Source organism: Bacillus sp. LR--39 (genome assembly GCF_053613335.1).
Map to the genome: position 1 here is coordinate 366,770 of NZ_JBSIOT010000002.1, position 20,305 is coordinate 387,074.

The window sequence follows — 20,305 nt, forward strand, 5'->3', positions numbered from 1 at the left end:
TGACATAGTTCACAAGGTGATGCGCCGTCTCTGTTTATAGTGTACATAGCATTACCTGACTCGGAAGGAGTGAACGATCATGAAGAAAAAGAAAATGAGTCCGTTGCTCAGGAGATTAAACTATTTTTCTCCTATCGAACATCATTCAAATAACCATAGCCAAACGACAAGCGAAGATCGTGATTGGGAGAATGTATACAGAAACAGATGGCAGTACGACAAAGTCGTTCGCTCCACCCACGGCGTCAACTGTACGGGTTCTTGCAGCTGGAATATTTATGTGAAAAACGGAATTGTCACGTGGGAAGGACAAAACTTGAATTATCCATCAACAGGCCCGGATATGCCTGATTTCGAACCGAGAGGCTGTCCGCGGGGGGCCAGTTTTTCTTGGTACATCTACAGCCCGCTCCGTGTGAAATATCCATATGTCCGCGGTGTGCTGATCAATTTGTGGCGGGAAGCGTTGCAGGCGCATCAAAATCCGCTGGATGCCTGGAAATCGATCGTCGAAAACCCTGAAAAAGCGAAGTCCTATAAACAGGCAAGGGGGAAAGGCGGCTTTGTCCGCGCGGAATGGCCGGAGGTGCTGAAGCTGATTTCAGCCTCTCTGCTGTATACAGTGATGAAATACGGGCCTGACCGGAATGTCGGTTTTTCTCCGATCCCGGCGATGTCCATGATCAGCCACGCATCAGGTTCGCGATTCATGTCGTTAATCGGCGGCCCAATGCTCAGTTTTTATGACTGGTATGCGGATCTTCCGCCGGCGTCCCCGCAAATTTGGGGCGACCAGACGGACGTTCCGGAGAGCAGTGATTGGTACAATTCAGGCTATATCATCACATGGGGCTCCAACGTTCCGTTAACGAGAACGCCTGATGCGCATTTTCTGGCGGAAGCCCGCTATAAAGGCGCCAAGGTCATTTCAATCAGCCCGGATTTTGCGGAATCCTCAAAGTTTGCGGATGACTGGCTGAGTATCCGCCAGGGGACTGACGGGGCGCTTGCGATGGCGATGGGTCACGTCATTTTGCAGGAATTTTACGTGAACCAAGAAACTGAACGTTTTATTGAGTACGCGAAGCAATACACCGATTTTCCATTCTTCGTCACTCTGTCAAAAGAAAACGGCGTGTATACAGCCGGGCGGTTTCTGCATGCAAAAGACATCGGGCGGCAGACAAAAAATGATCAGTGGAAGCCGGCGGTCTGGAATGAACAGACAGGTGCGTTTGCCATACCGCAAGGAACAATGGGCTCCCGCTGGGACGGGCAGCAGAAATGGAATCTGCACATGATCGACGAAGACACCGGGGAACAGATTGAGCCCCGTCTCTCCGTGCTCGGAATAGAGGACGAAATCGGCATGGTGCGCATTCCGTATTTTTCAAATGACGGAAACAAAGTGCTGGAGCGGAATCTTCCTATTAAAAAATTGGATCTGAATGGTGAGGAGACGTACGTCACGACCGTGTTTGACTTGATATTGGCCAACTACGGCGTGAACCGGGGCATCGGCGGACAATCAGCCGCATCTTATGATGATCCCCGTCCGTTCACACCTGCCTGGCAGGAACAGATCACGGGAATTAAAAGAGAAGCCGTTATACAGATTGCCAGGGAGTTTGCCCAAAATGCGATCGATACAGACGGCAGATCCATGATTATCGTAGGGGCCGGCATTAACCACTGGTTCAACTCCGACACGATTTACCGTGCGGTGTTAAATCTTGTTTTACTCGTAGGCGCCCAAGGCGTAAACGGCGGAGGCTGGGCTCATTATGTCGGTCAGGAAAAGCTCCGTCCCGCTGAAGGGTGGCAGACGATTGCAACCGCAAAGGACTGGGAAGGCGTGCCTAAACTGCAAAACGGCACCTCGTTTTTCTACTTTGCGACAGACCAGTGGCGTTATGAAGACCAGCCGATCAGTGACTTGGCTTCACCGATCGCCGCGTCATCCCGCTACAAGCATCACGCCGATTACAATGTGCTGGCGGCGCGATTAGGGTGGCTTCCGTCTTACCCGACATTCAATCAAAACGGCATTGATCTGTACAAAGAAGCTGAGAAGGCGGGGGCGGCGACACCTGAAGACGTAGGTGCGTACGTGGCCTCACGGCTTCAAGAGAAAAAACTGAAATTCGCGATTGAAGACCCAGACAATGAAGTGAATTTCCCAAGGAATCTCTTCGTATGGCGGGCAAATCTGATCTCAAGCTCAGGAAAAGGGCATGAATACTTTCTTAAGCATCTGCTGGGGACGACGAACGGTTTGATGAATGACGACAGCGACAGCATTCGCCCTGAAGAAATCAAATGGAGGGAGCAGGCACCGGAAGGAAAGCTCGACTTGTTAATCAACCTCGATTTTCGAATGGCGGGTACGGCGCTGTATTCCGATATCGTGCTGCCGGCGGCGACATGGTATGAAAAACACGATCTCAGCAGCACGGATATGCATCCGTTTATTCATCCATTTGCTCCGGCCATCTCGGCGCCGTGGGAATCGAAGTCAGACTGGGATATTTTCAAGGCGCTGTCAAAAGCCGTTTCCGATCTGGCGGAAGAAGTCGATATGGAGCCGGTGAAAGAGGTAGTCGCCACGCCGCTCCTCCACGACACGATGCAGGAATTGGCCCAGCCGTTCGGCAAAATCAATGACTGGAGCAAGGGTGAATGTGAAGCCATTCCGGGAAAAACGATGCCGAACATCCATGTCGTTGAACGGGATTACAAACACATTTTTCATAAAATGACCGCGCTTGGTCCTCATACGGCTTTAAAACCGAGCGGAACAAAAGGGATGAGCTGGTCGATTGCGGATGAATATGAATCACTCAAACAGAGACTGGGAGAAACCGATTCAAACAGCGTTGCCAAAGGATGTCCGAATATAAGTGAAGCGAAGCAGGCGGCGGAAGCGATTTTAACCCTGTCGTCCACCTCCAATGGAAAAGTCGCCGTGAAAGCATGGGAATCGCTTGAAAACATCACAAACCTGAAGCTGAAAGACCTGGCGGAAGAGCGCGAGGAAGAATGCTTTACGTTCGAGCAAATTACAGCCCAGCCGAAAACGGTCATCACCTCTCCGGCCTTTACCGGCTCAGAAAAAGGAGGGCGAAGGTATTCGCCGTTTACGACGAATGTGGAAAAATTAATTCCGTGGCGGACGCTGACAGGCAGACAATCCTATTATGTCGATCATGAACTGATGATGGAATTCGGTGAAACGATGGCGACATTTAAACCGATCCTCCAGCACCGTCCGTTCCTAAGCAAGCGGCCTGATCAAGAGGGCAAAGAGATCGTTCTTAATTATTTGACGCCGCATAATAAATGGTCCGTCCACAGCATGTATTTTGATTCTCTGCCGATGCTGACGCTGTTCCGCGGCGGGCCGACCGTGTGGATGAATAAAGATGATGCTGCGGATACGGATATCAAAGACAACGATTGGATTGAATGCTTCAACCGAAACGGCGTTGTCGTCGCGAGAGCGGTTTTGTCTCATCGGATTCCTAAAGGAATGGCGTTTATGCATCATGCCCAGGACCGCCACATCAATGTGCCCGGCACAAAACTGACGAATAACCGCGGAGGCACCCATAACAGCCCGACAAGGATCCACGTCAAGCCGACCCAGATGATCGGGGGCTATGCCCAGCTCAGCTACGGCTTTAACTATTACGGTCCGACGGGGAATCAGCGCGATCTGAATGTCGTCATCCGCAAGCTGAAGGAGGTCGATTGGCTTGAAGATTAAAGCGCAAATCGGGATGGTCATGAACTTGGATAAATGCATCGGCTGCCACACGTGCAGCGTCACCTGCAAAAACACGTGGACAAACCGTTCCGGTGCGGAATATATGTACTTCAATAATGTAGAAACAAAGCCTGGCATCGGCTACCCGAAGCAATGGGAGGATCAGGACAAATATAAAGGCGGCTGGACGTTGAAAAAAGGAAAGCTTGAACTGAAGTCAGGCCCGAAAACAAACCGGCTTGCAGGCCTTTTCTATAACCCGAACCAGCCGACGATTGATGACTACTATGAACCTTGGAACTATGATTATGAAACGTTAACAAACAGCCCGCAGAAAAAACACCAGCCGGTGGCGCGCCCGAAATCGTCCTTAACGGGGGATTTCATGAATATCGAATGGGGCCCGAACTGGGAAGATGATCTCGCGGGCGGCCATATTACAGGGCTTGAAGATCCAAACGTTCAAAAAATGGAGGAATCCATTAAAACGGAATTCGATGAGGTCTTTATGATGTATCTGCCGCGTATTTGCGAACACTGCATCAATCCGGCGTGCGTGTCATCCTGTCCTTCCGGCGCCATGTACAAACGCGATGAAGACGGCATTGTGCTTGTGGATCAAAACGCATGCCGTTCATGGAGGTATTGCGTGTCATCCTGTCCTTATAAAAAAGTCTATTTTAACTGGCAAACGAACAAAGCGGAAAAATGCACACTCTGCTTCCCGCGATTGGAGGCGGGGCTGCCGACTATCTGCTCTGAAACGTGTGTGGGCAGAATCCGCTATCTCGGCGTCATGCTGTATGACGCGGACAAAGTGGAGGAAGCGGCATCGGTTGAAAATGAAAAGGATCTCTACCATTCCCAACTGGACGTTTTTCTTGATCCGAATGATCCTGAGATTGCCAAACTGGCAAAAGAACAAGGCATCCCGGCTGAATGGATAGAGGCTGCGCAGCGATCGCCGATCTATAAAATGATCATTGACTGGAAGATTGCGCTTCCGCTTCACCCTGAGTACCGTACGCTGCCGATGGTTTGGTACATTCCGCCGCTCAGCCCGATTATGAATCTCTTTGAAGGAAAAGGCAGCCGGCAAACGGCGGAAGCGATTTTTCCGGCTATCGACCAAATGAGAATTCCGATTGACTATTTGGCGCAGTTATTAACGGCGGGGGATACGGATCATATTCGGTCCACGTTAAAGAAAATGTCTGTCATGCGCCAGTATATGAGGGCGGTTCAGACGAATAAATCCATCGACCCGGCATTGGTCTCCAGTGTCGGCTTAACAGAACAGCAAATTGAAGACATGTACCGGCTGCTGGCGATCGCCAAATATGATGACCGCTTTGTGATCCCGAGCAGCCATCGTGAAGAAGTGTCTGATTTATACGCTGAACAAGGGAGCTGCGGCTTATCATTTTCAGGCGGCCCGGGCTCTTGTTTCTAATTTTTCATAAATGAGGTGTAATAACATGAACACCACAGACCGGCAAATGACGTTCTCCGCTCTTTCCGTTCTTCTCTCATATCCGGATGAAGAGTGGAGAGCCGGGCTTCCCGATTGGAAGGCTCTTATCCATGACATCACCAATCAGCAAATCCGGGAGAAATTGCTGCACTTTTTAGAGGCGGCAGCCGGCTTTTCTCCGGAAGCGCTGATTGAACACTATGTGTATACGTTCGATTTTGGGAAAAAAACGAATATGTACGTCACTTACTTTAACTCAGGCGAACAAAGGGAACGCGGCATCGAATTGCTGCATTTAAAAAACACCTACCAGCAATCCGGTTTCCTGCCGACAGATAAAGAACTGCCAGATTACCTGCCGCTGATGCTGGAATTCGCCGCAGTTGCGGAGATTGAAGCAGCGAGAAGCGTGTTTGAGAAATATCTTTCCAATGTGAGGGAACTGGCATCCCGCCTCGAAAAAAATGACAGTATATACGCTGAACTGCTGCACGTGCTGCTGGCCGCGCTTGAAAACATCGGTGTACGTGAAAGCACTGAAGAAGGGGCTGTTCAGGCATGAACGGACAGATCCTCTGGGGTATTATGCCATACATTGTATTGACGATCTTTATCGGCGGGCATATTTACCGCTATCAGCATGACCAATTCGGCTGGACGGCGAAATCAAGCGAGCTGTTAGAAAAGAAAAAACTCGCCGCTGGCAGCACACTTTTTCATTGGGGACTGCTATGCGTTGTCGGCGGACATGTCATGGGAATTTTGATCCCGGAAGGCGTGTATGCTTCTCTTGGCATTTCCGAGCATATGTATCACAAAATGGCGATTGGCGCAGGCCTGCCGGCGGGGATCGCGGCATGTACCGGACTTGTCATCCTGACGTACAGAAGGCTGTTTGACAAAAGAATCCGCAAAACCAGCTCGCCATCGGATATCCTGACGCTCATCCTGCTGCTTTTTATGATGCTGTCGGGCGTTGCGGCCACGTTCCTCAACATTGACTCGAAAGGATTTGATTACAGGGCAACAGTCGGGCCGTGGTTCAGGGAAATTGTTTTGTTCCGCCCTGACGCTTCTTTGATGGAAAGTGTCCCGCTATGGTTTAAGTTTCATATCATCATAGGGTACGTCGTTTTTATCCTTTGGCCGTTTACAAGATTGGTTCACGTGTTCAGCCTGCCCCTCAAGTATTTGACCCGCAGCTATGTTGTCTATCGGAAACGCACGTGAAAATCCCCCCTGCAAGAGGGGGATTTTTTATGGTGAAAAAATAAAAACATAAGATATTTTCTGCCAAGGTAATGGCTGGTAAGCGGGGATTCATGTTATGTTTTATTTGGAAATAACATCAACGAAAGGAGAGTGAAGAATGAAGCGGATTTTCCTCATTTTAGCCGCCTGTCTGATGACAAGCGCCGGCGTCCTGACACTCAGACATTCTCATGTATTAACCGGCGGCACAGCGGGACTGTCACTAAGCCTGTCATACGTGTTTCATTCCTCGTTTGCGATTATCTTCTTTCTGATTAATATCCCGTTTTATATATTTTCTCTCATCAGAATGGGAATCAAATTCACTCTATCCACCGTTTTTGCAGTCACAGTGCTGACTCTGTTTACCGGCGCGGATCACTGGCTGCCGCCGGTCTCTGTTTCACCGCTTGCCGGGGCGATTTGCGGCGGGGCGCTGATCGGGTTGGGCTTGTCGCTCATGTTTTATCATCAGGCATCGCTCGGCGGCGCCAATATCCTCGCTTTATTTCTGCAAAAGCGCTGCGGATGGAATCCGGGTGCCGTTAATTTCCTCTTCGATTTTGGCGTCGTGCTGGCCGGCATTTTCTCCGTCGGATTGCTGAAAGGGCTCTTCTCCTTAGTGTCGATAGCGGTCACCGGTCTGATCATCGGCATCTTCAAAAATAAAATCAAAGGCAGCTGCTCGCTCAATCCGGCATTGCTTCAGAACATCACACCCGGCCAATCACAAGAAGCTTCATCATAAGCCTTTCCGCTCGTGCGGAGAGGCTTTTTCATATGTTTACAAGCCGGAAAACAGAGGGTATACAGAGATATCGGATCAGATGGGAGAGAGTCGGGATGCTGAAAAGGAGACTGGAATTTTGCTTTTTATATATGATGCTTATCGGAGCATATGTCATATGGTTTTTTCCGGTTTCCAGGCTTGAGTTTTACGGAGGGGTGCTTTGCTATGCAAGCATTATTTTGTTCAGCATCTATTCGTTAATTCTTGAAAACCGCACCTCGCAGCACACGTTGTTATGGATTCATATTCTTGTGTTTTTTCCGATCGCCGGGTACTTATTTTACCTTTTTTCCGGCCAGCTTTATGAAAAAGGCAAGCTGTTCAGGTCGAAACGGACATACAACCGGGAAAAGCTGAGAACGATATTTGATATGGAACAGACACCCGATCTGACCGAGCTGAAAGGAAATCAGAAGCGTTTCTTTCAATATTCAATCAAGGCGTCCCATATGAATATCAATACAAAAAGCAGGCTGAAGGTGCTCAAAAACGGGGACGAAACATTTCCTGAGCTGTTTGAGGCGCTCCGGGAGGCCGCGTCATTTATACATATTGAGTATTACATGTTCAAATCAGACATGCTCGGGCACAAGATGATGGACATTATGATGGAAAAGGCGCGTCAAGGCGTGGAAGTGCGGTTTTTGTTCGACGCGGCCGGCAGCCTGAAGCTGGCCGGAAAAGATATTAAAAAACTGAAACGCGCGGGCGTGAACATCGTCCCGTTTCTGCCGCTGAAATACGGTTTTTTCAACCAAAAATTCAATTTCAGAAATCACCGCAAGATCGTCATCGTTGACGGGAAAACCGGTTTTGTCGGCGGGCTGAATGTCGGCAAGGAGTATATCGGCAAAGACCAAGATGTCGGCTTTTGGCGGGACACCCATATGAAAGTCGAAGGAGAAATCGTTCAGACGCTCCACAGCATTTTTATGCTTGATTGGGAATACGTTTCGGATGAGGTGCTGATTGATCAGAAAGCATACAGCCGCCCGGTCCCTGCAGAAAGCGGCGGCGTCTATCAAGTCGTTCCGACAGGCCCCGATATGAAGGAGCGGATGAGCGATCTGTATTACGCCATGATAGCGGCGGCCGAATCGTCTGTATGGATCGCGACGCCTTATTTCGTGCCGAATGAGCCGATCCGCACAGCGCTAAAGGAGGCTGCTGCCAGAGGCGTCCGGGTGCGTGTCATGGTGCCGGAAACCAATGACGGGTTTTTAACCCAGTACGCGACGAGATCGTATTTCCCCGAGCTTCTTCGCGAAGGAATCGAAGTCTATTCCTATCAAAAAGGCTTTATGCATCAAAAGGTGCTCATCACTGACGGAAACCTCGCCTCTGTCGGGACAGCGAATATGGACATGAGAAGTTTTCAGCTGAACTTTGAAGTCAATGTCTTTTTTACAGATCAAGAGGCGATCAAAGATCTTGAAGCGCATTATCTGGAGGATATGAAGGAGTCTGAAAAAATCAGCCCCGTCCGTTTCTATAAACGCACATTATGGGAAAGAACGAAGGAATCCTTCGCACGGTTATTTTCCGGCGTTTTATAAAAAACGCTTTTAAAACTCCTTGTGTATAGTATAATTGAGAAATATTATCATTAAGAACGAGGCACAAGGAGGACGGAATCGTGCTGCGACAATTTTTTTCTTATTATAAACCGTACAAAAAGCTGTTTTTTCTCGACTTCTTTTCTGCCATCGCCGGCGGATTGATGGAGCTGAGTTTTCCTCTGATTGTCAATTACTTTATCGATACATTGCTCCCGGGGCGGGATTGGAGTCTGATTATTTTGACTTCAGCGGCTTTATTCGGGGTCTACGCCCTCAGCTCGGCGCTTCAGTATGTTGTGACGTATTGGGGCCATATGCTCGGCATTAACATTGAAACCGATATGCGGAAAAAGCTTTTCGACCATCTGCAAAAGCTTTCGTTCAAATTTTACGATAACAACAAAACTGGCAGTTTAATGTCCAAGCTCACCAATGATTTGATGTATATCGGAGAAACCGCCCATCACGGACCTGAAGACCTGTTTATCGCGATTATGACGATTTTGGGCGCGTTCGGTGTGATGCTGTTTATTAACTGGCAGCTTGCGCTGTTGACTTTTATCATTATGCCGGTCGTCATTTGGCTTGCTTTGTATTTTAATAAAAAAATGACCTCTGCGTTTACAAAACTGAACAAAGACGTCGGGGACTTCAGCGCGAGGGTTGAAAACAATATCGGCGGCATCCGTCTTGTTCAGGCTTTCAGCAATGAAGCGTTTGAAATGAAGCGGTTTGACGTGAACAATCAGCGTTTCCGCAAAACAAAGCTGACGTCATATAAAATCATGGCGAAAAACGGCTCGATCAGTTACATGCTGACAAGATTCGTCACGCTGTTCGTCCTGTTGTGCGGGACATGGTTCGTGATCCGCGGATCGCTATCTTACGGGGAATTCGTCGCTTTTGTGCTGCTGACGAACGTTCTGTTCCGTCCGATTGATAAAATCAACGCGATTATTGAGATGTATCCGAGAGGCATTGCCGGTTTTAAAAGCTTTATAGAAATACTGGAAACGGAGCCTGATATCAAGGACGCCCCGAACGCGAGACATGTGTCCGGTTTAAAAGGGAATATCCGTTATGATCGTGTGTCATTCGGTTACGAAGAAAACAGTCCGGTTCTGTCGGGAATCAATTTGTCCATTCATGCCGGGGAGACAGTCGCATTCGTCGGGCCTTCGGGAGCGGGAAAATCAACGCTGACAAGTCTGCTGCCGCGCTTTTATGAGCCGTCTGAAGGCGTGATTTCCATCGACGGAATCGATATTAAGGACATGACGCTGTCATCTCTGCGCGGACAAATCGGCGTCGTCCAGCAGGATGTCTTTCTGTTTTCCGGCACATTGCGGGAAAACATTGCTTACGGGCGGCTCGATGCGTCTGAGGAAGAAATCTGGCAGGCCGTCCGCCAGGCGCATTTAGAGGATTTGGTAAACGGGTATCCCGACGGTTTAAACACGGTGATCGGCGAGCGCGGCGTGAAGCTGTCAGGCGGGCAGAAGCAGCGGCTTTCCATCGCCAGAATGTTTTTGAAAAACCCGTCGATCTTAATTTTAGACGAGGCTACATCAGCCCTCGATACAGAAACAGAAGCCGCCATTCAAAAATCGCTGCAAGAGCTGTCTGAAGGACGCACAACGCTTGTGATCGCCCATCGGCTGGCTACGATTAAGGATGCGGACCGGATCGTCGTCGTCACGAAAGAAGGCATTGCTGAACAAGGTCATCATAAGGAACTGCTGGCATCCGGCGGCATGTACCAGAGACTCCATCAGGCCCAATTCGGCGAGCTGATACATCAATAAAAGAAAAAGGATAGACAAAAGGGGCCGGGCAGCCTCCTGTCTATCCTTTTTTTATGTAGTCCGTATTTAATGGGCTTCTTTTTGCGCAGGTTCGATGATATGTTTGAAACGGTCAACAAGCTGCACCGCTTTCTTTCCTTCCACTACAATTAAATATTCTTGTTCTTTATGGGCCATTCTGAACGTTTCCAGCTCAATGATATCTTTGATTTTGCACATCGTTTTTTTAGAGTAGATATACAGCTCGTGGCCTCCCGTGTGGCAAAGCTGATAAAGCTGAAGCATGTTTCGCAAAGTGAACTTCTTAGCGGCTATTTTCAAAGATGTAATGTTTTTCATATGTTTTCTCCTCCGTCTGATGGTCTGTTATTTCGGAAATTCCCCATATAAACGGGTGATAAACCTGGTTATGCCTTCCACTTCAGCACTCCGCCCGCCAGGCGTTTGACTCCGCGGATGGCGCTTAATTCTTCGACGAGCCGTAGCAGCGCCCGGTCTTTCTCTTTCGCCTCAATCATAAAGTCGATGTCCGTATCCCATTGTCTGAACCGCTCCAGCACCGGCAGAATAAAATTCGCATCCACATAGTCCGCATGACTGCGTACGGCTGATTCTGATTTTGGCGAGGAGAGATGGACCTTCGGCTTTAAGCCGATCCGCTGCCATGTTTTGATCATCCGCGGAAGAATGTCATCTAAATCAGCGTCATCGGTCGGATTGGCGTAAAAATGGTGATAATCAAACACAAACGGAATGCCTTCTTGCTCACATACACTGAGTGTTTCCTCGGACGTATATGTTTTATCATCGTTTTCTAAAGTCATCCGCTGTTTGATGACATCGGGAAGTTCTTTCAGATTCACGCGGAAACGGCCAAGCGCGCTTTGTTTGTCACCGTAAGCGCCTCCGACATGGATGTTGATGACGGAACGGTCCGCGATGCCCATTGCGTCCAGCATGTCATAATGATAGGCCATATCCTTGACCGCATTTGCGGTGATCTCCTGTTTCGGGCTTGTAAAAAGCGTGAATTGGTTCGGATGAAAGCTCGTTCTGAGGTCATATTTTCTGACCAGCCCGCCGATCTCACGGAACTCCTGGCGAAACGGCGTGACAAAATCCCACAGCACATCCGGATGGGTGGCCAGCGGCACAATCGAGCTTGAGAACCTGTACAGCGGGATGCCGTGTCCGATCACATAATGGATCGTGCGCAGCGTATTGGTAAGATTGGCTTTCGTCACAGAAAGCAGGGCCTCTTTCCGCTCACTGCGGGAAAGCTTGGTATAGCGCGCATATGTTAAGGTTTTTGCGGGGGACGCGTCCCAAAGGCACATGGCGTTTGCGACGAATCCGAATCTGAACAGCATATGGTTTCTCCTTTATAAAAAGTAAGATATGGCCTTTCCCAGCCATTCTGCAGGAAGCTGTCTGACGGAGCGCTGTTTCACTTTTTCTAATGTGAGAAGCTCGGATTTTTCGATGTCCTGCTTTATGGTTGAAAGCACTTCCTTTGTAAAGGCTTCATCATGAATGATGACATTCACCTCTTCATTCCAGAACAGGCTCCGTTTATCAAAATTCGGCGTGCCGATAATGCTGATGCGGTCATCTATAATGAAGGCTTTGACATGATAAAAGCCTTGATAATACCGATAGATGAGGCAGCCGGCCTTCAGAAGCTCGGGATAATAGGTAAAAGCTGTTTCCCGAACGAGCGGGTGGTCTGATTTCATCGGAACGATCAAGATGACTTTGACGCCTTTTCGGCAGGCTGAAATAAGCGCTTCCTGAAGCTTTTTGCTCGGTACATAATAAGGCGTGCCGATAATGATTTTTTTTTCCGCCTTACGGATGCAGTTTTCATAATGCGATTCAAGCGAAAACCCGTCAGATGCATATGTCCTATGAGAGATATTCCCTTCGGATAATGCCGGATAAACCCCGGGTGATCCGGGTGCTTTTCCGGTGTTTCGTTTCAGATCGCTTACAAAAAGAGTCTGAAGATCCGCCGTGCCTTCGCCGGTCATCCGCAGGTGATAATCCTCCCAGTTTCCGAACTTCGCTTTTTTGCCGAGGTACTCTTCAGCGATATTAAAACCGCCGACATACCCGATTTTGCCGTCAATGACGGTCACTTTCCGGTGATTCCGTTTTTGCAGCCTGAAAAAAAGAAACGGAAATGCCGGTTTATTTAGAAAATGAACGTGAACGCCGGCTTTTTTCATCGTTTGAATGGAAGGCTTTTTCACTTGGCGGCTGCCCGCCCAATCGAGCAGCAGATATACGGAGACGCCGGCTTGGGCCTTTTCTTTCAATAAATCAAACATCTCATGGCTGACTTGGTCGTTCTTCATAATAAAAAACATCATATGAATAGAAGAGACGGCTTGGCGGATATCAACCGTCATCTGCCGCACAAGCTCGCTGCCGCAGTGAATGAGTGTGATATCACTCTTTTTCGGGTCAAAAACGGGCTCATACGCCTGTTTTTTGTACGCCGCCCGGCCAAGCAGCATATCAAGCAGTATAAGTGCGATCAATATGATAAAAATGACAAGCAACACAAAAATGACCTTCATACCGACGCTCCTTTCCGAAGTATTCGTAGTGTGCCCTGAGAATGTGAATTTAATTATTGACTGAACACTCATTCATTATTTATGATAAAGTAAAGATATGACAATGAAGAGGGGTATCAGAACAAAGGGGGAGACAAGATGAACGCATTTCTCATGGTAAACGCGCTGCTGTTTTCAGCTGTAACCGCTTACGCCGTTTATTTATTCGTTTACCTGATCAGAACGAGGATCGCTTATATTAAGCTCGGCCAAAGGGAAGAATTTGATAAACGCCTGAAAGAACGTCTTCAGAAGATATGGGTGAATGTGTTCGGACAGAAAAAACTGCTGAAAGATAAAAAGAGCGGAATCATCCACGTTCTGTTTTTTTACGGTTTTATACTCGTTCAGTTCGGCGCAATTGATTTTATTCTGAAAGGGCTGCTTCCTGACCGCCATCTGCCGTTCGGTCCGCTTTATCCGGCGTTTACCTTTTTTCAGGAAATCGTCACGTTTTTGATTTTAATCGCCGTAGTCTGGGCGTTTTACCGGCGCTACATTGAAAAACTCGTCAGACTGAAACGCGGGTTTAAAGCGGGGCTTGTCCTGCTGTTTATCGGCGGACTGATGGTGACAGTGCTTCTCGGGAACGCCATGAACCTTTTATGGCACGATCATTCTCTGTCTTGGACGGAACCGATCGCTTCCTCCATTGCGTTTGTGCTCGGCGGTCTTTCAGCGCCGGCGGCCGCCGCCGTGTTTTATGTTTCATGGTGGCTTCATCTGTTGTTTTTGCTCAGCTTTTTAGTGTACGTGCCGCAATCAAAGCATGCGCACTTAATTGCGGGTCCGGCGAATGTGTTCCTCAGCAGGCTGGATTCAAAAGGAAAGCTGGAAAAAATCGATTTCACCGATGAGACGAAAGAAAGCTACGGCGTCGGAAAGATTGAAGACTTCCGCCGCTCTCAGCTTGTCGACCTATACGCCTGCGTCGAATGCGGCCGCTGTACAAATATGTGTCCGGCCTCCGGTACGGGCAAGATGCTCTCGCCGATGGACCTCATTTTAAAGCTCAGAGACCATTTGACGGAGAAAGGCGCTGCCGTGACGTCAAAATCTCCGTGGGTGCCCGCGCCCGTTTTTCAGCACACGAAGGCGAATCAGCTCGCCGCGGCTTCCTCAGGGGGAGGATCGCGTGAAGCGGCGGCAGCCATTGATTACAACCCGAGCTTAATCGGCGAGGTCATCACGGAAGAGGAGATTTGGGCATGCACCACTTGCCGCAACTGTGAAGATCAATGTCCGGTCATGAATGAACACGTTGATAAAATTATCGATCTGCGCCGCTATCTTGTGCTTACGGAAGGGAAGATGGACAGCGACGCGCAGCGGGCCATGACAAGCATTGAAAGACAGGGAAACCCGTGGGGCTTAAACCGGAAAGAGCGGGAGAACTGGCGGGAGCAGGCCGATACAGAGATTCCGACAGTGAAAGAAATGAAAAAACAAGACAAAGAGTTCGACTACTTATTTTGGGTCGGCTCAATGGGTTCCTACGATAACAGGAGCCAAAAGATTGCCGTCTCATTTGCAAAGCTGCTTAATGAAGCGGGCGTATCCTTTGCGATTCTCGGCAATAAGGAAAAAAACTCAGGCGACACGCCGCGCCGTTTGGGCAACGAGTTTCTGTTCCAAGAGCTGGCGGAACACAACATCGGCGAATTTGAAAAACACGGGATCAAAAAAATCGTCACGATTGATCCGCACGCCTATAATATGTTCAAAAATGAATATCCTGATTTCGGATTCCGGGCCGAAGTCTATCATCATACTGAATTATTAGCCGAGCTTGTGTCACAGGGGAGACTAAAACCGCTTCACCCGGTGAATGAAACGATTACCTTCCATGACTCGTGCTATTTAGGAAGATACAATGAAGTGTATGAGCCGCCGAGAGCGATCTTAAAAGCCATTCCGGGCGTTCAATTGAAGGAAATGGAGCGCAGCCGCGAAAATGGGATGTGCTGCGGCGCCGGGGGAGGGCTCATGTGGATGGAAGAAGAAACGGGAGCGAGAATCAACACGGCCCGGACTGAGCAGGCGCTTTCTGTCAGTCCGACGGTCATCAGCTCCGGATGTCCTTACTGTCTGACCATGCTCGGTGACGGTACGAAAGCGAAAGAAGCCGAAGACGCGGTCGGCACTTATGATGTCAGTGAATTGCTCGCCATGTCTGTATTCGGCGCTGAAAAACAAGAGTCTTTATAGAAAGAAGCGGGCCGCCGGCGCATATGCCGGTGGCTTTGTTTTCGCACATCAGCCGATTTATGACGGGACGGCTCTAAAATTTCTTAAATTACGCTGTTAAGGGTAGCATATTCTGTTTTAATTTGTTTATAATGAGAGGTATGGTTTATGAACAAAACAATACAAATTCGTTCTTATTATAGGATAGAAACAGATACATATAAGTAATAGAAAGGGAGTGTCCGACCTTGAGTATCAAACAATATTCTCAGGAACAGCTGAAGCAGATGGCTTTAGTTGAAATCGCTCACGAAATTTTCTCAGAACATAAAAAACCGGTTCCGTTCCAGGAGCTGCTGAATGAAATGATCTCCTTGCTCGGTGTTACGAAAGAGGAACTGGGCGACCGTATCGCCCAATTTTATACAGACCTGAACATTGACGGCCGCTTTATTGCTCTGTCAGACCAGACGTGGGGGCTTCGCAGCTGGTATCCGTACGATCAGCTGGACGAAGAAACACAGCCGACTGTAAAAGCGAAAAAGAAAAAAGCGAAAAAAGTCGTTGAGGAAGATCTCGACCTTGATGAATTCGAGGAAGTTGATGAAGATGACATCGATCTCGATGAAATAGAAGAAGATATTGACCTTGACGCAGACAGCTTTGACGACGAAGATATCGATGAAGAAGATGACGACGAGCTTGAGATCGAAGACGATGTGATTGAAGAAGATGAGGAAGATTATGATGATGAGGAAGAGGAACGCAAAGACTGATTTTATATCAGCAAAACGATCTTGACTTTCATTGTCGAACTATGTAGTATGTATTTTGGGCTCTTCAAAAAGAAGAGAATTCATAAGAGTGCTACGCTCCCTTTCAAGAAATTGAAAGGGAGCTTTCTTATTTTCATCTCCCAAATTCTTTTACACATCATTTGTTTTTAGTGAAATGATTTTCTATAAAACGGCACATTTTAAGGAATGTAGCGCAGACCGAAGAGAGGAGCAAACGAAATGACGAAATATATTTTTGTAACCGGGGGAGTTGTATCATCACTCGGAAAAGGAATTGTGGCTGCGTCACTTGGCCGCCTTTTGAAAAACAGAGGCATGAGCGTCACTATCCAAAAATTTGACCCTTATATCAACGTTGACCCGGGAACGATGAGCCCGTACCAGCACGGTGAGGTATTCGTTACCGATGACGGCGCTGAGACTGACCTTGACTTAGGGCATTATGAGCGTTTCATTGACATTAATCTGAACAGATTCAGCAACGTGACGACCGGTAAAATTTATTCCGCCGTATTGAAAAAAGAGCGCCGCGGGGACTACCTCGGCGGAACGGTTCAGGTCATTCCGCATATCACAAATGAACTGAAAGACCGCGTGTACCGTGCAGGCAAAGAAACAAACGCAGATGTAGTCATTACTGAGATCGGCGGAACAGTGGGAGACATCGAATCCCTTCCGTTCCTTGAAGCCATCCGTCAAATGAAAAGCGACATCGGCCATGAAAACGTGATGTACATTCACTGTACGCTTGTTCCGTACATCAAAGCGGCGGGCGAGCTGAAAACAAAACCGACGCAGCACAGCGTAAAAGAGCTGAGAAGCCTCGGTATTCAGCCTAATATCATCGTCGTGCGCACGGAAATGCCGATTTCTCAAGATATGAAAGATAAAATCGCACTCTTCTGCGATATTGACACGAAAGCGGTCATCGAGTGCGAAGATGCGGACAACCTTTACTCCATCCCGCTTAACCTTCAGGAGCAGGGACTCGATAAGCTTGTCTGCGATCATATGAAATTAGAATGCAAAGACCCGGATATGACGGAATGGAAAGACCTTGTCACGAAAGTGAAAAACTTGTCTAAAACCATTACAATCAGCCTCGTCGGTAAATACGTCGAGCTTCAGGACGCTTACATTTCAGTCGTTGAATCACTGCGCCACGCCGGCTATGCGTTTGACGCTGATGTGAAGATCAAATGGATTAACGCCGAAGAAGTGACAGAAAGCAATATTCAAGAGCTGACTAGCGGCACAGACGGAATCATCGTGCCCGGCGGTTTCGGAGACCGCGGCGTAGAAGGGAAAATCATCGCCGCCAAGTATGCGCGTGAGAATAAAATTCCGTTCTTCGGCATCTGCCTCGGTATGCAGATTGCATCCATTGAATATGCGCGAAACGTATTAGGTCTGGAAGGGGCTCACTCTGCGGAGATCGATCCGTCCACTCCTTATCCGATCATCGACCTTCTGCCAGAACAAAAAGATGTCGAGGATCTTGGAGGAACGCTTCGTCTCGGACTGTACCCTTGTAAGCTCCAGGAAGACACGAAAGCCTTCGAAGCGTATGCGGATGAAGTGGTATACGAACGCCACCGCCACCGTTATGAATTCAACAACGAATACAGACAGCAAATGGAAGAGAACGGTTTTGTGTTCTCAGGAACAAGCCCTGACGGCCGTCTTGTGGAAATCATCGAGCTGAAAGACCATCCTTGGTATGTCGCTTGCCAGTTCCACCCTGAGTTCAAATCAAGACCGACAAGACCTCAGCCTTTATTCAAAGACTTTATCGGCGCTTCCGTACAAGCTGCAGAACAGAAGTAATAAAAAAAGACTTGCCTCCTTTAAAAGCGGCAAGTCTTTTTTCTGCATCAGGCATATTCCTGCATCATTTCCTTTAACGTAAAGGACAGTGCGTGATAGACATACAGGCCTGTCATTAATGAAGGAAAGCCGTATCTTGTCCCGTCTTCATCAGGCAGAAGCGGCATTTTTAATTTGCTGTCAATATGAACATCACAAAATGCCTCAATCCCGGTTTGATCTTTGATGACAGGAGATACGCCAACGAGGCCGATCCCTTTTTCATAAAGCTTTTGAGCCAGAGCCTGTTCTTCAGCCGTGCCCGGACCTGAACAAAACATCAGCACCCTGTCGCTTTCTGTAATCGAATCAGCTGTATCCGGAAACGCTTTGACGGAAGGCATCGGTTCTGAGCCGAGTTCCGCCTCGCACAAAATGCCCTGCATCTCATTTGCGCCGTATAAATAAATGGTATGACCGCTGACGGCTGCCTGCGCCAGCAGGCGCGCGCCGTCTTCTATTGCTTCGGATTCCTTATCCTGAATGCGGGAAAAAATGCCTGCAAGCTGCGTCGTAAATATCTTTAACATGAGTGAAACCTCCTTTACACATACAAGAACAGTATACAACAAAAGAGAAAATGCTCAGAAAATGTCGGAAAGTAGACTATTATAATTAAAGGAAATGTGAAAATCAAACAGAATACATAAACAACTGCTTCCTTTTGACGAAAATGATAATATTGGGGTGTAAAATGATGAATGAAAAGATTTTAATCGTAGATGACCAATACGGTATACGCATATTGCTCAATGAAGTGTTTCATAAAGAAGGGTACCAGACGTTTCAGGCCGCCAACGGCATACAGGCGCTGGACATCGTAACGAAAGAACGGCCCGATCTCGTGCTTTTAGATATGAAAATCCCCGGCATGGACGGAATCGAAATTCTCAAGCGCATGAAGATGATTGACGAATCCATCCGCGTCATTATCATGACCGCTTACGGAGAACTCGATATGATTAAGGAATCAAAAGAGCTCGGAGCGCTGACCCATTTTGCGAAACCTTTTGACATTGATGAGATCAGAGACGCGGTGAAAAAATATTTACCTCTAAAATCGAATTAATAAAATTAGAAACAATTATGTCATTGTGTTGCCGATTTGTCGAAAAGTTGGTATCCTAGAGATGGAGAAAAAGCGATCTGTTGTTTTACATATGACAGGTTTTTATGGTCATGCTATAGGTGGAAAGCTTTTTTCGAGAAGAAGCAAATCAGGCTACATAAGGAGGACTTTCGACATGCCTTTAGTTTCAATGACGGAAATGTTGAATACAGCTAAAGAAAAAGGATATGCTGTTGGACAATTTAACTTAAATAACCTTGAGTTCACTCAAGCTATTTTACAAGCAGCAGAAGAGGAAAAATCCCCGGTTATTCTTGGTGTTTCAGAAGGCGCGGGACGCTACATGGGCGGCTTCAAAACAGTGGTTGCCATGGTTAAAGCTCTTATGGAAGAATACAAAGTGACAGTTCCTGTCGCCATTCACTTAGACCACGGTTCAAGCTTTGAATCTTGTGCGAAAGCGATTCATGCAGGTTTCACTTCTGTAATGATCGACGCATCTCACCACCCGTTTGAGGAAAACGTAGCAACTACAGCTAAAGTGGTTGAGCTTGCTCATTTCCACGGCGTTTCAGTTGAAGCTGAGCTTGGAACTGTAGGCGGACAGGAAGATGACGTGATCGCTGAAGGCGTAATCTATGCTGACCCTAAAGAGTGTCAAGAACTTGTAGAGCGTACTGGCATCGACTGCCTTGCACCTGCACTGGGTTCTGTTCACGGTCCTTACAAAGGCGAACCGAACCTCGGTTTCAAAGAAATGGAAGATATCGGCAAATCAACCGGCCTTCCGTTAGTACTTCACGGCGGTACAGGAATTCCGACTGCCGACATTAAAAAATCAATCTCACTTGGTACGGCTAAAATCAACGTAAACACTGAAAACCAAATTTCTTCTGCAAAAGCTGTCCGCGAAACATTGGCAGCTAAGCCGAACGAATACGATCCTCGTAAATATCTTGGACCTGCTCGTGAAGCGATCAAAGAAACGGTTATCGGCAAAATGCGTGAGTTCGGTTCTTCAAACCAAGCTTAATCCAATGTAACATCCATAAACCGCCTGACAGCATTGACAGGCGGTTTTATGTCTTACCTTTAGAAAGCGCAATCATGTTTTACAGTT

The 20,305-nt window shown here is 47.9% G+C and carries 16 protein-coding genes; 12 read left to right on the forward strand and 4 right to left on the reverse strand.

Annotated features, from left to right (window positions below; all coding sequences use genetic code 11):
• Positions 1-79 precede the first annotated feature (79 nt).
• The 7 genes from ACWHAR_RS11575 to ACWHAR_RS11605 all read left to right on the forward strand — a co-directional run bounded on the left by ACWHAR_RS11575 (position 80) and on the right by ACWHAR_RS11605 (position 10,645).
• Positions 80-3,766 carry a nitrate reductase subunit alpha gene (locus ACWHAR_RS11575; protein ID WP_032875902.1) on the forward strand — a complete coding sequence of 1,229 codons (3,687 nt, stop codon included), beginning with the start codon at positions 80-82 and terminating at the stop codon, positions 3,764-3,766.
• Entirely contained in the window at positions 3,756-5,219 is a 1,464-nt protein-coding gene (gene narH, locus ACWHAR_RS11580; protein ID WP_032875905.1) for a nitrate reductase subunit beta, read from the forward strand. The genes ACWHAR_RS11575 and narH overlap by 11 nt, the downstream gene beginning before the upstream one ends.
• Before the next feature lie 25 nt (positions 5,220-5,244).
• Positions 5,245-5,802 carry a nitrate reductase molybdenum cofactor assembly chaperone gene (narJ, locus tag ACWHAR_RS11585; protein WP_032875908.1) on the forward strand — a complete coding sequence of 186 codons (558 nt, stop codon included), beginning with the start codon at positions 5,245-5,247 and terminating at the stop codon, positions 5,800-5,802.
• On the forward strand, positions 5,799-6,470 hold the full coding sequence (narI, locus tag ACWHAR_RS11590; RefSeq protein ID WP_032875911.1) for a respiratory nitrate reductase subunit gamma: 672 nt from the start codon (positions 5,799-5,801) through the stop codon (positions 6,468-6,470). Before narJ ends, narI begins: the two co-directional genes overlap by 4 nt.
• A gap of 139 nt (positions 6,471-6,609) precedes the next feature.
• On the forward strand, positions 6,610-7,239 hold the full coding sequence (locus tag ACWHAR_RS11595) for a YitT family protein (RefSeq protein WP_032875913.1): 630 nt from the start codon (positions 6,610-6,612) through the stop codon (positions 7,237-7,239).
• Positions 7,240-7,334: 95 nt separating this feature from the next.
• The gene (gene cls, locus ACWHAR_RS11600) at positions 7,335-8,837 is read left to right on the forward strand and encodes a cardiolipin synthase (protein ID WP_032875916.1); all 1,503 of its coding nucleotides are present in this window, start codon (positions 7,335-7,337) and stop codon (positions 8,835-8,837) included.
• Positions 8,838-8,917: 80 nt separating this feature from the next.
• Complete coding sequence (locus ACWHAR_RS11605) at positions 8,918-10,645, forward strand: ABC transporter ATP-binding protein (protein ID WP_032875919.1); 1,728 nt, start codon at positions 8,918-8,920, stop codon at positions 10,643-10,645.
• Between the two features lie 66 nt (positions 10,646-10,711).
• On the opposite strand, the gene ACWHAR_RS11610 is transcribed toward ACWHAR_RS11605, so the two are convergent.
• The 3 genes from ACWHAR_RS11610 to cls (ACWHAR_RS11620) form a co-directional block, all read right to left on the reverse strand.
• Positions 10,712-10,984 (reverse strand): hypothetical protein, encoded by a 273-nt coding sequence (locus ACWHAR_RS11610; RefSeq protein ID WP_003151087.1) that lies wholly within the window; start codon positions 10,982-10,984, stop codon positions 10,712-10,714.
• 68 nt (positions 10,985-11,052) lie between these two features.
• Positions 11,053-12,015, reverse strand: coding sequence for a UV DNA damage repair endonuclease UvsE (gene uvsE, locus ACWHAR_RS11615; protein WP_014419117.1), 963 nt, complete (start codon positions 12,013-12,015; stop codon positions 11,053-11,055).
• Between the two features lie 12 nt (positions 12,016-12,027).
• On the reverse strand, positions 12,028-13,227 hold the full coding sequence (gene cls / locus ACWHAR_RS11620; protein WP_032875922.1) for a cardiolipin synthase: 1,200 nt from the start codon (positions 13,225-13,227) through the stop codon (positions 12,028-12,030).
• 138 nt (positions 13,228-13,365) lie between these two features.
• On the opposite strand from cls (ACWHAR_RS11620), the gene ACWHAR_RS11625 reads away from it, so the two are divergent.
• From ACWHAR_RS11625 to pyrG, 3 genes are all read left to right on the forward strand, one after another.
• Positions 13,366-15,474 (forward strand): heterodisulfide reductase-related iron-sulfur binding cluster, encoded by a 2,109-nt coding sequence (locus ACWHAR_RS11625; protein ID WP_032875925.1) that lies wholly within the window; start codon positions 13,366-13,368, stop codon positions 15,472-15,474.
• Between the two features lie 227 nt (positions 15,475-15,701).
• Complete coding sequence (gene rpoE / locus ACWHAR_RS11630) at positions 15,702-16,229, forward strand: DNA-directed RNA polymerase subunit delta (protein ID WP_032875929.1); 528 nt, start codon at positions 15,702-15,704, stop codon at positions 16,227-16,229.
• A 240-nt stretch (positions 16,230-16,469) separates the two neighbouring features.
• A complete protein-coding gene (gene pyrG / locus ACWHAR_RS11635; protein ID WP_007407615.1) occupies positions 16,470-18,077 on the forward strand; it encodes a glutamine hydrolyzing CTP synthase in 1,608 nt (535 codons plus the stop codon).
• A gap of 47 nt (positions 18,078-18,124) precedes the next feature.
• On the opposite strand, the gene ACWHAR_RS11640 is transcribed toward pyrG, so the two are convergent.
• On the reverse strand, positions 18,125-18,646 hold the full coding sequence (locus tag ACWHAR_RS11640; protein ID WP_007614394.1) for a DUF2529 domain-containing protein: 522 nt from the start codon (positions 18,644-18,646) through the stop codon (positions 18,125-18,127).
• A 164-nt stretch (positions 18,647-18,810) separates the two neighbouring features.
• Here ACWHAR_RS11640 and spo0F point away from each other — a divergent pair, with 164 nt between their 5' ends.
• Positions 18,811-19,185: a sporulation initiation phosphotransferase Spo0F gene (spo0F, locus tag ACWHAR_RS11645; RefSeq protein ID WP_012118670.1), complete on the forward strand. Its 375-nt coding sequence runs from the start codon at positions 18,811-18,813 to the stop codon at positions 19,183-19,185.
• Positions 19,186-19,360: 175 nt separating this feature from the next.
• A complete protein-coding gene (locus ACWHAR_RS11650) occupies positions 19,361-20,218 on the forward strand; it encodes a class II fructose-bisphosphate aldolase (protein ID WP_003151102.1) in 858 nt (285 codons plus the stop codon).
• Positions 20,219-20,305 lie beyond the last annotated feature (87 nt).